Annotated in this window: 12 protein-coding genes; 11 read left to right on the plus strand and 1 reads right to left on the minus strand. The window is 63.8% G+C overall.

Annotated elements, in window-relative coordinates; all coding sequences use genetic code 11:
• Positions 1-30: 30 nt before the first annotated feature.
• Positions 31-978: a cation diffusion facilitator family transporter gene (locus tag ACFOOL_RS02800; RefSeq protein ID WP_380094663.1), complete on the plus strand. Its 948-nt coding sequence runs from the start codon at positions 31-33 to the stop codon at positions 976-978.
• Here ACFOOL_RS02800 and ACFOOL_RS02805 read toward each other — a convergent pair.
• Complete coding sequence (locus ACFOOL_RS02805; RefSeq protein WP_380094665.1) at positions 975-2,186, minus strand: TIGR03862 family flavoprotein; 1,212 nt, start codon at positions 2,184-2,186, stop codon at positions 975-977. The two genes, ACFOOL_RS02800 and ACFOOL_RS02805, sit on opposite strands and share 4 nt — an antisense overlap.
• 152 nt (positions 2,187-2,338) lie before the next feature.
• Between ACFOOL_RS02805 and ACFOOL_RS02810 the strand changes: the two genes are divergently transcribed.
• The 10 genes from ACFOOL_RS02810 to ACFOOL_RS02855 all read left to right on the plus strand — a co-directional run bounded on the left by ACFOOL_RS02810 (position 2,339) and on the right by ACFOOL_RS02855 (position 13,405).
• A complete protein-coding gene (locus ACFOOL_RS02810; RefSeq protein WP_380094667.1) occupies positions 2,339-3,388 on the plus strand; it encodes an HD domain-containing phosphohydrolase in 1,050 nt (349 codons plus the stop codon).
• Between the two features lie 464 nt (positions 3,389-3,852).
• A complete protein-coding gene (locus tag ACFOOL_RS02815; RefSeq protein WP_380094669.1) occupies positions 3,853-4,185 on the plus strand; it encodes an STAS domain-containing protein in 333 nt (110 codons plus the stop codon).
• Entirely contained in the window at positions 4,182-4,550 is a 369-nt protein-coding gene (locus ACFOOL_RS02820) for a response regulator (RefSeq protein ID WP_380094670.1), read from the plus strand. Before ACFOOL_RS02815 ends, ACFOOL_RS02820 begins: the two co-directional genes overlap by 4 nt.
• Complete coding sequence (locus ACFOOL_RS02825; protein WP_380094671.1) at positions 4,547-6,535, plus strand: chemotaxis protein CheA; 1,989 nt, start codon at positions 4,547-4,549, stop codon at positions 6,533-6,535. The genes ACFOOL_RS02820 and ACFOOL_RS02825 overlap by 4 nt, the downstream gene beginning before the upstream one ends.
• Positions 6,532-7,020 (plus strand): chemotaxis protein CheW, encoded by a 489-nt coding sequence (locus tag ACFOOL_RS02830; protein ID WP_380094673.1) that lies wholly within the window; start codon positions 6,532-6,534, stop codon positions 7,018-7,020. The genes ACFOOL_RS02825 and ACFOOL_RS02830 overlap by 4 nt, the downstream gene beginning before the upstream one ends.
• Positions 7,017-9,128 carry a HAMP domain-containing methyl-accepting chemotaxis protein gene (locus tag ACFOOL_RS02835; RefSeq protein WP_380094675.1) on the plus strand — a complete coding sequence of 704 codons (2,112 nt, stop codon included), beginning with the start codon at positions 7,017-7,019 and terminating at the stop codon, positions 9,126-9,128. The genes ACFOOL_RS02830 and ACFOOL_RS02835 overlap by 4 nt, the downstream gene beginning before the upstream one ends.
• A 12-nt stretch (positions 9,129-9,140) precedes the next feature.
• Positions 9,141-9,605 carry a chemotaxis protein CheW gene (locus tag ACFOOL_RS02840; protein ID WP_380094676.1) on the plus strand — a complete coding sequence of 155 codons (465 nt, stop codon included), beginning with the start codon at positions 9,141-9,143 and terminating at the stop codon, positions 9,603-9,605.
• A complete protein-coding gene (locus tag ACFOOL_RS02845) occupies positions 9,502-10,530 on the plus strand; it encodes a CheR family methyltransferase (protein ID WP_380094677.1) in 1,029 nt (342 codons plus the stop codon). Before ACFOOL_RS02840 ends, ACFOOL_RS02845 begins: the two co-directional genes overlap by 104 nt.
• A gap of 11 nt (positions 10,531-10,541) precedes the next feature.
• Complete coding sequence (locus tag ACFOOL_RS02850; protein WP_380094679.1) at positions 10,542-11,678, plus strand: protein-glutamate methylesterase/protein-glutamine glutaminase; 1,137 nt, start codon at positions 10,542-10,544, stop codon at positions 11,676-11,678.
• A complete protein-coding gene (locus tag ACFOOL_RS02855) occupies positions 11,675-13,405 on the plus strand; it encodes a hypothetical protein (protein WP_380094682.1) in 1,731 nt (576 codons plus the stop codon). The genes ACFOOL_RS02850 and ACFOOL_RS02855 overlap by 4 nt, the downstream gene beginning before the upstream one ends.
• Positions 13,406-13,528 lie beyond the last annotated feature (123 nt).

Raw genomic sequence — 13,528 nt, forward strand, 5'->3', positions numbered from 1 at the left:
ATTCACATGTGCACCTGAAGAGGATGCACGATGTCATTGCATGATCACGCCCATGGTCAGGGCGACCACGGCCATCACGACGGGCACGGGCACGACCATGCTCCCCGGGTGAGCGCCGGCAATGAGCGCGCCGTGCTGCTTGGTCTGCTGTTGACCGGCAGCTTCATGGTGGCGGAAATCGTCGGCGGGCTGCTCTCGGGTTCGCTCGCCCTCATTGCCGATGCCGGCCATATGCTCACCGATACCGTCGCGCTGTTTCTGGCCTGGCTCGGCTTCCGCCTCGGACGCCGCCCGGCCGATGCGCGCCGCAGCTTCGGCTATTCCCGGCTGGAAGTCCTCGCGGGTCTTGTCAACGCCATCAGCCTCTTCGCGCTGGTGGGCTGGATCTTCTATGAAGCGCTGCAGAGATTCTTCCAGCCCGAGGACGTGCTGGCCGGCCCCATGCTGGCCGTCGCTGTGCTTGGCCTTGCGGTCAATCTCGTCGTCTTCCGCATCCTCTCCGGCACCGATTCCGATCACGTGAACATCAAGGGGGCGCTGCTGCACGTGATTGGCGACCTGCTCGGCTCGGTCGCCGCCATAGCCGCCGCCCTCATCATCTGGTTCACCGGCTGGATGCCCATCGATCCGATCCTGTCGGTGCTGGTCAGCCTGCTCATCCTCAGAAGCGCCTGGTCGCTGCTCAGCCGCACCTTCAACATCCTCATGGAAGGTACGCCCGACGGGTTCGACCCCGCGGCCGTCCAGCGGGAATTGCAGGACAGCATAGAGGGCCTTGCCGGAGCGGGGCATCTGCATGTCTGGTCGCTGTCTTCCGGCCAGACCATGGCGACCCTGGATATCGCGCTGAGCCCCGGCGCCGATCCGGCGGCGGTCACCGCCTCCGTCAAGAAGGCATTGCAGGAGCGACATCATATCGGCCACGTCACCGTTGAAATCGACTGGTCCGGCGGCTGCGCCGGCTGCCCGGCACGCTAGGATCGGCTTATGTGATCGGCAGCGGCCTTCCCTGCCGCCCGACCGGTCGCGAAGCACGCCGTAAGGAGATAGCCACCGGTCGGGGCTTCCCAATCCAGCATCTCACCGGCAACGAAAACGCCAGGAACGGCCTTGAGCATCAAGTGCTCATCGACGCTGTTCCAGGCGATCCCGCCGGCCGATGAAATCGCCCTTTCGATCGGCCTCGGCCGCTCGAGACGCAGCGGCAGCGCCTTGATCCGCCGTGCCAGATCTGCCGCATCCATCCTGGCGGCATCCGCCGTCGTTTCACGCAGCAATCCGAGCTTGACCCCCGCCAGCCCGGCGCCCTTGCGCAGCCGGTTGGCGAAACTGGCTCTGGCCGGTTGCCGCGCCAGGTCTCCCGTCAGCCGGTCCAGGCTGCGGCCCGGCACCAGATCGAGGGTCAGAATTGTCGCGCCCTCCTGCTCCCACAGGTCGCGCAAGGCCGCCGAATGCGCATATATGAGGCTGCCTTCCACGCCCCAACTGGTCACCACGAATTCCCCCGGCAGGCTCTGTCCGCCGCGGCTCGCCACCACCGCCTTGACCGGCTCGCCGGCAAAGCGGCTGGAAAAGACCTCGCTCCACTGCACGTCAAAACCGCAATTGGCCGGACGGAACGGCCGAACCGCGACGCCTGCCTGCTCCAGCCATGGCACCCACGACGCATCCGAGCCGAGCCGGGGCCAGCTTGCGCCGCCCAGCGCCAGGACCGCCGCATCGAACCGCTGGATCCGCCGTCCGCCCGGCGTATCGAAAACCAGGCCGTCTCCTTCGAGGCCCAGCCATCTATGCCGCGTATGCATGACGATGCCCTGCCTGGCCAGCCGGGCGAGCCAGGCACGCAGCAGGGGCGAAGCCTTCATCGCCGTTGGAAAGACCCGTCCAGAGGACCCGATGAAGGTCTCTATTCCCAGCGCGGCGCACCACTCCCGCAACGCTGCCGCGGGAAATCCTTCCAAGGCGGGAAGCAGTCTTTCCCGAGCTGCGCCGAAGCGTGTCGTAAAGCGCTCGGGGTCGTCGGAATGAGTGATGTTGAGACCGGACTTGCCGGCCATCAGGAGCTTGCGGCCCATCGTCGGCATCGCCTCGAAGACCGTCACCTCCGCGCCGGCCTCCGCCGCCGCCTCGGCCGCCATCAGGCCCGCAGGCCCGCCGCCAATAATCGCAATACGGCCCACAGTCATTTTCCTTCCGCGGGAACAAAAGACGCCTTCTCTAAACCATGAAGGGATTTGGCCCAAGCCAAGCGAGGTTATCCCCGTCAGAGCCGTCGATGTTAAGTTTCATCTAAGGGCTCGGTCTTATTATCGCCACGGTTCAGACGAGGGGCGGACGGATGCGCTTGCTGATTGTCGACGACAGCCGTTCGAGCCTGGCGTTGATCGGGAGCATTATAAGGGAGACATTCGCCGGCGGAATCGAGCTTTGCCTCAATCCCGTCGAAGCCCTCGAAAAATGCGACGACCAACAATTCGATCTGATCATCGTCGACCATGTCATGCCCGAGATGGACGGCGTGGCCTTCACCGCCTTGCTGCGCGCGCGTCCCGCTTATCATACCGTGCCGGTAATCATGATCACTTCGGATCTGGACAAGACCGTACGGATCGAAGCGATCAGGGCCGGCGCCACCGATTTCCTGCCCAAACCTTTCGATCCGACCGAATTGCAGGCGCGCGCGTCCAATCTCCTCGCCCTGCGGCAGGCACAGGTGGAACTGGCCAATCGCGCCCAATGGCTGGCACGCGAAGTCGAACGCGCCACGGCACACCTGCTGGCGCGCGAGGAAGAGATCATCTATCGCCTGGCCCGCGCCATCGAATACCGCGATGGCGACACGGGCGAGCATGTTTCACGCGTCGCCCAGGTCAGCCAGCTTATCGCCGAGGGCATCGGCCTGGCCCCGGAGCGGTGCCGGATGATCTATCTGGCGGCCCCGCTGCACGATATCGGCAAAATCGGCATCGCCGATGCCATCCTGTCCAAGCCCGGCAAGCTGACTTCTGATGAAATGGCCCAGATGCGCGAACATGTCACCATCGGCGCGCGCATATTGGAGCGGGGCAGTTCCGAACTTATCCGCACCGCTGAACTCATCGCCCAAAGCCATCACGAGCGCTGGGACGGCACCGGCTATCCCGATCGCCTCTCGGGAAACGACATTCCGATCGAAGCCCGGATCGTCGCCATAGCCGATGTCTTTGACGCCCTCTGCTCCGAGCGGCCCTATAAAGCCGCCTGGCCCATCGACAAGGCCCGGTCGGAAATCCTCGATTGCAGCGGCACGCATTTCGACCCGACTTGCGTTGCCGCCTTTCGCACGAAATGGCCCGAGATTCTGGCCGTCATGCAGCCGGACCCGGCCAAGCTCGCTTTAACCCTCTAGCTTTTTCGCGACGGAAGATTTTGCCGCGGTCTCGCTCCGCGTCCTTCATCTTGCCTGGAAGGCGGATCATTGCGCCTGCACGCCATCCGGCAGTGACGGCCACAATGAATCACCAAGTAGAAAGAATCGAATTCTTGAGGAATGATTCAGAATCAAAAACCGACGACTCACGACTTCAGGAGGAAGAACGATCGACGATTCAAAGGCCATACAGACGGCGCGAGAATCATTTAAAGTATTAACATCAATACTACTTTGTAATTTTCACTATCACTAGCTGAAGGGTAACCTTCAGTTAAACAAAGAATGTCAGTGTTATTATAAGTCCTAATGGGGAAATGACGAGCGCTATTGCAGAAGCAACATTGATCTGAGGCCTTCGGGTTCCTTCCTCCAATTCCCCCAATCCGCTCACGGTAGGGAGACAGAATGTCATACCGAGTTACTCGCGCGCGGTCCGGCACATGACCGGAACCCACTCCATATTTTCATTGTCGGGGGATGTGGGCGTCAAATCCGCCGGCAACCTTGCCGCCGATTTGCACGAAGCCATCGGCAAGCATTCCGTAATCGGCATCGACACCCTCGCCCTTTCAGCAGCGGACATCACGACAGTGCAGACGCTGCTCGCCGCGCGACGCCTGGTCCAGGCCCGTGGCGGGTCGCTGGTCATGCTCGCTCCCATCGGCGCGCCGCTGCACGACGTGCTGCTCCAGGCAGGCTTGCTGGCGCCCGGCCAGGAGGACGCGGAATTCTGGTCCGCCACGCCCGACCAGCCAGCAGGATCTGACGCATGACCAAGACCATCCTTACCATCGACGATTCCGCCTCCATCCGGCAGATGGTGGCGATGACCCTGACCGCCGCGGGCCTGGAAGTGATCGAGGCCGCAAACGGAGCCGAGGGTTATGACAAGGCGACCACCAGCACGGTCCATGCCGTGCTGACCGATCTCAACATGCCCGTCCTCAACGGCATCGAGTTCATCCGGAAATATCGCCAGCACCCCTCCAGCAAGGGAGTGCCGGTCATCCTGCTGACAACGGAATCCGACGACGACCTCAAGCGCCAGGCCAAGGAAGCCGGCGCGACCGGATGGATCGTCAAGCCTTTCAAGCAGGACCAGTTGCTGGCCATCATCCGGAAGGTCACCGGCGCATGAATATTCCCGATCCCGTCGAGACCTTCCGACAGGAGGCCCGCGAACTGCTCGACCAGCTCGAGGCCGGGCTGCTCGATCTCGAGCAGGACCCTTCCAACGCCGATCTGGTCAACTCCACCTTCCGGGCGCTGCACACCATCAAGGGCTCCGGAGCCATGTTCGGCTTCGTAGCGGTGGCCGAGTTCGTGCACGAATTCGAAACCACCTTCGACCGTATCCGCAAGGGCCAGAGCCGGGCCGATACCGCCCTGATCCGGGTGGCGCTCGATGCCAAGGATCATATCCATCTGCTGATCGAATCGCCTCATGCGGAAATCGGCGCCGGAGAAAAAATCCTCGCTTCCCTTCACGCTATCATGGAGGGAAGCGCACCGGCCGAAGCCGCTGCGACACCGGAGCCGCCAGCGAGCGGGGCCGAAAGGAAATGGCGGCTCGAATTCTATCTGCCTCCCGACGCGTTGCTCCACGGCACCAACCCATTGCTGCTCCTGGAGGAGCTGGCCCAGATCGGTCCGGTATCGGTCACCGCTCTCACCGGACGCATCCCGGCCCTCGACGTTCTCGATCCCGAAATCCCCCATATTGGCTGGCGCGTCGATATCGAGGCGGACGATCCCGCCGCCGCGATAGATGACGTCTTCCTGTTCCTGCGCGACACCATGGAGTTGACGCTCGCTCCACTGGAGGACAGCGTCTCGATCCCGCATGAACCGCCCGCCGAACCGGCGGAGTCGCCACGGTCTGCTCGGCCCTCCACGCCACGCCGGCCGGACAATGACAGATCCGACACCGTCGAGCGCACCGCCGCCACCTCGCTTCGTGTGCCCGCCGAGCGTCTGGACGAATTGATGGACCGGGTGGGCGAACTGGTAATCGCCCAGGCCCGCCTCAGCCAGATTGCCGGATTGAGCTCGGACGGCGCGCTCAAGACCGTCGCCGAAGAGCTGGAACGGCTTTCATCGGGGCTGCGCGACACGACGATGGGAATCCGCATGGTGCCCATCGGCACGCTGTTCAACCGCTTCCGTCGCCTCGTCCACGATCTTGCCGGCGAGTTGGGCAAGCCCATGGAATTCATTACCTCCGGCGAGGATACCGAACTCGACAAGACGATGATCGAGCGGCTTGCCGACCCGCTGGTTCACCTCATCCGCAATGCCGTCGATCACGGGCTGGAAAGCGCCGACAAACGCCTGGCAAAAGGCAAGCCCGCCAAGGGCAAGGTGCAGCTCTCGGCGGTCTATTCGGGAGCCGAAGTCGCCATTTCGATTTCCGATGACGGCGCCGGGCTCGATGCGGCGCGCATCCGTGCCAAGGCAGAGGAAAACGGCCTGATCACGCCGGACACCAAGCTCACCGACCAGGAACTCTACCAGCTCATCTTCGCGCCGGGCTTTTCCACCGCCGGAACGGTGACCTCGCTCTCAGGACGCGGCGTCGGCATGGACGTGGTGAAGCGCACCATCGACGGGCTGCGCGGCACTATCGATCTCGCCACGGTTCCGGGCGTCGGCACGACAGCGACGCTGCGCCTCCCCCTGACGCTCGCCATCATCGATGGCATGCTGGTTCGCGTGGGCAATGGCCGCTACACCATTCCCCTTGCCGCCGTCGAAGAGTGCGTCGAGTTGCCGGAGGGCATCGACGCGCAAGGGAGCGGCCGCAACTTCCTCGACATCAGGGGAACCCTGGTTCCCTATCTGCGGCTGCGCGAAGTGTTCGACACCGGAACGCCGGCCGAGCCGCACCAGAAGGTGGTGATCGTCTCCTCCGGCGAAGGCCGCGTGGGCCTCGTGGTCGATCAGATCATCGGCAATAACCAGACGGTGACCAAGCAGCTCTCCAAGCTCCATTCGAACCTCAAGTCCTTCTCGGGCGCCACCATTCTGGGCGACGGCACCGTGGCACTGATCCTCGACACGGCGCATCTGGTCGCTTCCGGCCAGGCTTATGTGGATCGTAATATCGGGGGGAGGGCCGCATGACCCAATCCATGACGGCACTCACCATTCGCCTCGACGACGAATTATTCGCCGTGGAGGCAAGCCGTGTGCGCGAAATTCTCGACCTGGTGCCCATCACCGAAGTGCCTGGCGCCGCTGCCTTCGTGGGCGGGCTGATCAACGTGCGCGGGCGTGTGGTGCCCCTGGCCGATCTGCGCGTGATATTCGGCATGAACCGGCCCGAACCGGATGAGGATACCCGGATCGTCGTCATGGAGGTGGACATGGACGGCGAGCCCACCATTGCCGGCATCCTCGCCGACAAGGTGCATGACGTCACCAACATCGAGGCCGCTTCCATCGAGGAAGCACCCAAGGTCGGCATGCGCTGGCGTCCCGAATTCATCAAGGGCATCGGCAAGCGCAATGGCGACTTCATCATCATTCCCAACATGGAACAGATTTTCCAGATACCGGACGGCAGAAGCCCGTCCGCAGCAGCATCAGAAGAAAGGTCTGCATCGTGAGACTTACCATCAAGACCAAGCTTGCGGCGGTCTTTACCACTGTCGTCGCCCTGTCGGGCGTGGGAATGTTCCTGGGCATACAAGGGCTGGGCACGCTCAATGCTTCGATGAGCGAGACCATAAACGGTCCAATCACCCGCGCCTTCGCATTAAGTGCGCTCGATAGCGGCATGACGGGCCTGGTATCGGACATGCGCGGCCTGGTGGCCAGTTCCGATGATGCGGAAATCGCCCGCCTCGCCGAGGAGGCTACCGCCAACTACATGACGCTGCACAGCTCTGCCGAAGCTTTGGCCGGTCAGTTCACCAGGGCCGATCTCAACGAGCAGATGCAGGACTTCATCACCAGGATGGACGCCTATTGGGAAACTGCCCTGCGGGTAATCGATCTGGCCCAGCGGAACGGCGATACCCGCGCCTTCGAGATCACGACATCCATCGGCAGCGCATCGATCACCGCCATCGAGGAATCCCTGACCACGCTGCGTGCCGCGGTCAAGGACCGGGTCAATAATGGCGATCCCTCCGCCTTTCAGGCTTATGACACGGTTTCGACCCTGTTCCTGGATGTCGCAGACGTCTTCCGGCAACATCGGAACATCCTGCTGGCCGCCGACAATCCGGCCAAGCAGGATGAATGGCACAACGACTTCCTGGTCGGCATCGAGCGCATGACGCCGCAGGTCGAGATGCTGTCTCGCCAGGTGGCGCCATCCGAAATCGGGCTCGCCAGCACGGTCAGAGCAGATTTTGCCACCATGGTAGACGCCATGAATCAGGGCAACGCCATCGGCCTCGCTCGTACCGACCTGGTGGCCACGCAGCTCATCACCGATGAAATGGAACCGCTCCAGGAAGAAGCCCTGGCGATCATCAAGGCTGTGGTCGACACCAATTCGGCCCTTGCCCAGCAGGCCGTTGCCGATTCGGCGAGCCTTTATGAGACTTCCCGCGCCTGGCTGATCGCCCTTCTGGTGGGATCGGTGCTTGTCGCCGCCATTGCCGCCACCTGGATCGTCACCTCCATTTCACGGGCGCTGTCCAGCGCCGTGCGCCTCGCCGACGAGGTTGCGGGCGGCAATCTTTCGGCCACGGCCGAAATCAGGTCCAACGACGAGGTGGGCGACCTTATCAAGGCCCTCAACGCCATGACGCAAAAACTGCGCGAGGTGGTGGCCGAGGTTACCGCTGCGACCCGCAATGTCGCGGCCGGCAGCCAGGAAATGTCGGCAACCGCCGAGCAGTTGAGCCAGGGCGCCACCGAGCAGGCCTCCTCGACGGAAGAGGCATCCGCCTCGATGGAGGAAATGGCCGCCACCATCAAGCAGTCGGCTGACAATGCGAGCCAGACCGAAAAGATCGCCCGTCAGTCGGCGGCCGATGCCATCGCCTCCGGCGAGGCTGTCGAGAACGCCGTCTCGGCCATGCAGACCATTGCCGAAAAGATCATGGTCGTGCAGGAAATCGCCCGCCAGACCGACCTGCTCGCCCTCAACGCCGCGGTGGAAGCCGCTCGTGCCGGCGAACATGGCCGCGGCTTTGCGGTCGTGGCCTCCGAAGTGCGCAAGCTGGCCGAGCGCAGCCAGGCGGCGGCGGCCGAGATTTCCACCCTTTCGGGCACGACGGTCAAGGCGGCTCAGTCCGCCGGCGAAATGCTGTCCAAACTGGTGCCCGACATCCAGCGCACGGCCGAACTGGTGGAGGAGATTTCCGCCGGCAGCCGTGAGCAGAATGCCGGCGCCGCCCAGATCAACACCGCCATCCAGCAGCTCGACAAGGTGACCCAGCAGAATACCTCGGCCGCCGAGGAGATGTCGGCCACCTCCGAAGAACTGGCCAGCCAGGCCGAGCAATTGCAGTCCGCCATCAGCTATTTCCGCATCGAAGCCGGTGCCATGCCGGCTCTGGATGGCGCAGCCTCCCGCCGGCCCGCGCGGGATGGGTTGAAGGATGCCATCCTGGCCGGCGCGCCCCATATGGCGGGTGCGGCAAAGACGAGGGCACAGCGCCCGGCGGCCTCCCGCGCCGCGTCCGGCGGCTTCGATCTGGATCTCGGCGACGGCACGGACGAACTCGATGGCGAGTTCACCCGCCGCGGCGCCGCCTGACCGGGGCCCGCCATGGCTGAGCAAGCCCAATATGTCACCATCGGCGTCGCGGAGGAAATCTTCGCGGCCCCGGTCACCAAGGTCCTCGAGATTCTCGACATGCGGCCCATTGCCCGCCTGCCACGCTCTCCGGACAATCTGCTTGGCATGATTGACGTACGCGGGGATGGGGTGCCGGTGATCGACCTGCGCCTGACCCTGGGAATGCCGAAGGCACCCGATACGGAAAACACCCGCATCGTGGTTATGGCCATCAATGGCGCCAAAGGGGTGGTGACGCTCGGCCTGCGGGCCGACCGCGTTTTCGAAGTCACCCTGCTCGACCACGAAACGCTGGATCCCCCGCCAGCCGTTTCGGCTGGCTGGAACGACAATGTCATCGAAGGCATCGGCCGGCGCAACGGCAATTTCGTCACCGTGCTCGACCTCGATCGCCTGCTGGGCAGCATATCCCTCGCCCCCGATCACGCTGCCTGAGCCGACCGAGCCGCCGGCACGCCTGCCGGCGGCTCCACCATTCCGGAGTTGTTTCTTGCCCCTGCCCGCGTTAGCTCCCCGCCTCGATGAGGACGACCACCTTGCCGAGGCCGACTTCCGGCGCATCTCGGCGCTGATCGCCGGCCAGACCGGCATCAAGCTGCCTCCGGCCAAGCGCCTGATGGTCGAGGGGCGTCTGCGCCGCCGGCTGCGTGCGCTGGATCTGCCCGGTTTTGCAGCCTATGGCGATTACCTGTTTCACCAGGGCGGAATCGATGACGAGCTGATCTTTCTCATCAACGCCGTCACTACCAACAAGACCGATTTCTTCCGTGAACCGGAACACTTTGAGCTGCTGCACAGGCGTTTGGTGCCTGAACTGCTTTCGGGCCGGAAGAACCATATGCCGCTGCTCAAGATTTGGAGCGCCGCCAGTTCCACCGGTGCCGAGCCCTATACCATCGCCATGGTTCTGGCCGATCTGGCCGCGCAGCGGCGCGATTTCCGCTTCGCCGTGCTCGCCACGGACATCTCCACCGACGTGCTCGATGCCGGCCGCCACGCCGTCTATCCCGCCGAACAGGTCGCACCCGTGCCGGCGGGCATGCAGCAACGCTACCTGATGCACGCCCGCCGCGCCGGCGTGAGGCCCGAGATACGCATCGTGCCCGAACTGCGCCGGCTGGTCCGCTTCGATCGGTTGAACCTGATGGACACCAGCTATCCCTATGATCGCGATGTGGACATCATCTTTTTGAGAAACGTGCTCATATATTTCGAGAAGCGGGACCAAAGCGCCGTCATCTCCCGGCTTGCCGATCATTTGCGGCAAGGCGGTTATCTTATTCTTGGGCATTCGGAATCCATGATCGGCACCTCGATCACCATGCGGCAGGTGGCCCCCGCCGTATTCCAGAAGACCTGAGGGCGCCGGCGATGAGTCCGAAAATCCGTGTTCTTATCGTGGATGACAGCGCTTCGGTGCGCACCACGCTTGCCGACATCATCTCCGCCGATCCGGAACTGGAGGTCATGGGCACGGCCCCCGATCCTTATGTCGCGGTGGAGCGCATCCGCCAGGAAGTGCCCGACGTCATTTTTCTCGACATCGAATTGCCGCGCATGGACGGCATCACCTTTCTCCGCAAGATCATGTCGCAGCGTCCCATTCCGGTGGTCATCTGCTCGAGCCTGGCCCAGGACGGATCGGACGCCTTCATGCAGGCGCTGGAAGCGGGCGCCGTCGACGTTGTGGCCAAACCGCGTGTCGACACCGCGCAGTTCCTCCAGGATTCGCGCATGCGCATCTGCGATGCCGCCAAGGCGGCCGCCCACGCCAGAATGCGCGGCCGGCAAAGACCCTCTCCGATCGCGCGCGCGCCGGTGCCCGATCTCAAGGTGGAGGCCAGGCTGACCGCGGACGCCATCCTGCCGCCGCTCTCGGAAAGCCGGCGCCAAAGCCTGGCCGCCCGCATGCCCGAGACCCAGCCCATCGTCGCCATCGGTGCATCCACCGGCGGCACCGAAGCGCTGCGCGAAGTGCTGGAGGCTCTGCCCGCCGACAGCCCGGCGCTCCTCATCGTCCAGCACATGCCCGAACGCTTCACCACCGCCTTCGCCCGACGCCTCGATGCGACCTGCTCGATCAGGGTCAAGGAGGCCGAGGACGGCGACTTCGTGCAGCCCGGCCAGGCGCTGATCGCGCCGGGAAATCTCCACATGCTGCTGATGCGCAACGGCTCTCGCTTCACGGTCGGTATCGAGGAGGGACCTCACGTTTCGCGCCATCGCCCTTCCGTGGATGTGTTGTTTCGCTCCGTGGCACAGGCCGCCGGCCGTAACGCCATGGGCATATTGTTGACCGGCATGGGCGACGATGGTGCGCGCGGCCTGCTGGAAATGCGAGAAATGGGAAGCCCCACCATCGCGCAGGACGAAGCTAGCTCGATAGTGTTCGGAATGCCCAAGGAAGCCATCCAGCGCGGCGCTGCCGCCCGTGTCCTCCCGCTTGGCGCGATGGCGGCGGAAATCACCGGCCATGGCCGCAAGACTGTCGCGAGGGGAACTGCATGACCGCCAAATCCGATTCCCGGAAAATTCAGCAACTGGCCGCCGACCTCGCCCGGCCACGCTGCGAGATCGAGGCTGCATTCGTAGCGGCCGGCACCCGCCTGACCGAAGGTGCCGCCCTGCTCAATTCCCTGAGCAAGCTGTTCGAAGCCCTGCCCGAGGCGCTGCAGGGAGCCGAGGCGGAAGCGGCCAGCGCCCATCTGAACGCGGTCGCCGCCCGAGCCGTGGAGCTGTCGCAGACATTTGCGCAGGAAAAGGCCGACCTGGCTCGGCTCGTCGACGTGGTCGCAGCCGCCAATGCACCCATCTCCGATCTCCGGCGCACCGTCAAAATGATGGGGATCGTTTCGGTCAATGCCCGCGTCACCGCAGCCGGCATTGTGGGGGACAGCGACGATTTCGATGTCTTCACCACCGATATCGCCGCCCTGTCGGATTCGGCCAACCGCACCATCCAGGATTTCGCACGGGTCTACCGTCAGCTCACCACGGAGGTCGAGCGGGCAGCCAACCAGCGGAGTCGTTTCGAAGCGGCTCATGCCCAAACCCTGTCCGACCTCGCCCGCAGCCTCGCCGGCACTATCGCAGCGCTACGAGAGCAACAGGCGGCGGCGCTGGAAAGTAGCGCCGAGACCGGACGCGTCTCACGCCAGATCGTCAACAGGATCGGGAGCGCGGTAATCGCCTTGCAGGCGGGAGACGCCACACGGCAGCGTATCGAGCATGTCGAAACGGGCCTGGCCTGTCTCGCGGCCATCGTCGCCGGCGAAAGGGTGTTCGAAAGGATTGTCCCGGCCGAAGAACGTCTTATGATCGTGGCCGCAATAGCCGATCTCCAGCGGGCCCAGCTCAGCCAAACCGCTGCCACTTTTTCTCAGGAGGTGGAACAGGCCGAGCAAGACTTGGCGGCACTGGCGAGCGACGCCAGGACCATCATGGCCCATGCGCGCGATTTCCACGCCGGCGGGAACGGCAAGGGTTCTTCTATCGCCGATCTGGGCCGGAAATTACGGGCGGCCATCGCCATTCTGAAGGATTTCGAGACCGAGCGGGCCAAGCTGGAAGCAGTCGCCACTGCCGTGCAGGACACGGTGCGGGTGCTGCTCGAACATGTGGGGGCAGTACAGGAAATCGAGGCCAATATGCGCCTTGTCAGCCTCAACGCCGCGGTCCGCTGCGCCCAGCTCGGCCCGCGAGGCGCCTCGCTTACCGTCATTGCTACCCAATTGCGCGAACTGACCAGCGAGACCGTCATCGCTGCCGAAGCGGCCATGGCTCAACTCGACCAATCCTCCACCCTCGCCGGCGCTTTCGGCGCAGCCGCCTCCGGCAGCGGCGTGGGACAGATCGGCGAGTTGGAAACCCAGGCCAATCTGGCGCTCGATATCCTGGGCGACCTCGATCAGCGGATCGCCGCCGCACTTGCGCGCCTCAATACCGATGGTCCAAGGGGAATAGGGCTTTTGGAGACGGCTGCCCGCGGCCTGTCGGGTCAATCGGCCCTTGCCGAGACCCTCGACGATCTGGCCCTGACCCTCACCGCCCTCGCTCCTGCCCCCGATTCAGGAGCGCCGTCCGAAACGCTTCCGAGCATCCTCGCCGACCTGCGCAAGCATTACACCATGGAAGCCGAACGCCGCCTACACGATGAGCTCTTTCCTCAGGCGGCGCCACCTCGCGTTACGGATATAGCCGAAAGCGAAGCGGATCTGGCCGACTTCATGCTTTAGATCGCCGCGCATTCGTTTCAGCTCAGGATGCCGCACCCTTGTGCGCCATGTCCACGAGTGGAGCCGAAATAGAAAGACCCCGCCGAGATAGCTCGGCGGGGTCTTGTATGGAAAGATATAGTG

The sequence above is a fragment of the Devosia honganensis genome, assembly GCF_042648785.1.
GTDB classification, from domain to species: Bacteria; Pseudomonadota; Alphaproteobacteria; order Rhizobiales; family Devosiaceae; genus Devosia; species Devosia honganensis.

What these genes read in the sequence shown, in the direction of transcription:
- ACFOOL_RS02800 (WP_380094663.1), top strand. Translation starts at nt 31, where the DNA reads ATGTCATTGCATGATCACGCCCATGGTCAGGGCGACCACGGCCATCAC.
- ACFOOL_RS02805 (WP_380094665.1), bottom strand. Translation starts at nt 2,186, where the DNA reads ATGACTGTGGGCCGTATTGCGATTATTGGCGGCGGGCCTGCGGGCCTG.
- ACFOOL_RS02810 (WP_380094667.1), top strand. Translation starts at nt 2,339, where the DNA reads ATGCGCTTGCTGATTGTCGACGACAGCCGTTCGAGCCTGGCGTTGATC.
- ACFOOL_RS02815 (WP_380094669.1), top strand. Translation starts at nt 3,853, where the DNA reads ATGACCGGAACCCACTCCATATTTTCATTGTCGGGGGATGTGGGCGTC.
- ACFOOL_RS02820 (WP_380094670.1), top strand. Translation starts at nt 4,182, where the DNA reads ATGACCAAGACCATCCTTACCATCGACGATTCCGCCTCCATCCGGCAG.
- ACFOOL_RS02825 (WP_380094671.1), top strand. Translation starts at nt 4,547, where the DNA reads ATGAATATTCCCGATCCCGTCGAGACCTTCCGACAGGAGGCCCGCGAA.
- ACFOOL_RS02830 (WP_380094673.1), top strand. Translation starts at nt 6,532, where the DNA reads ATGACCCAATCCATGACGGCACTCACCATTCGCCTCGACGACGAATTA.
- ACFOOL_RS02840 (WP_380094676.1), top strand. Translation starts at nt 9,141, where the DNA reads ATGGCTGAGCAAGCCCAATATGTCACCATCGGCGTCGCGGAGGAAATC.
- ACFOOL_RS02845 (WP_380094677.1), top strand. Translation starts at nt 9,502, where the DNA reads ATGTCATCGAAGGCATCGGCCGGCGCAACGGCAATTTCGTCACCGTGC.
- ACFOOL_RS02850 (WP_380094679.1), top strand. Translation starts at nt 10,542, where the DNA reads ATGAGTCCGAAAATCCGTGTTCTTATCGTGGATGACAGCGCTTCGGTG.
- ACFOOL_RS02855 (WP_380094682.1), top strand. Translation starts at nt 11,675, where the DNA reads ATGACCGCCAAATCCGATTCCCGGAAAATTCAGCAACTGGCCGCCGAC.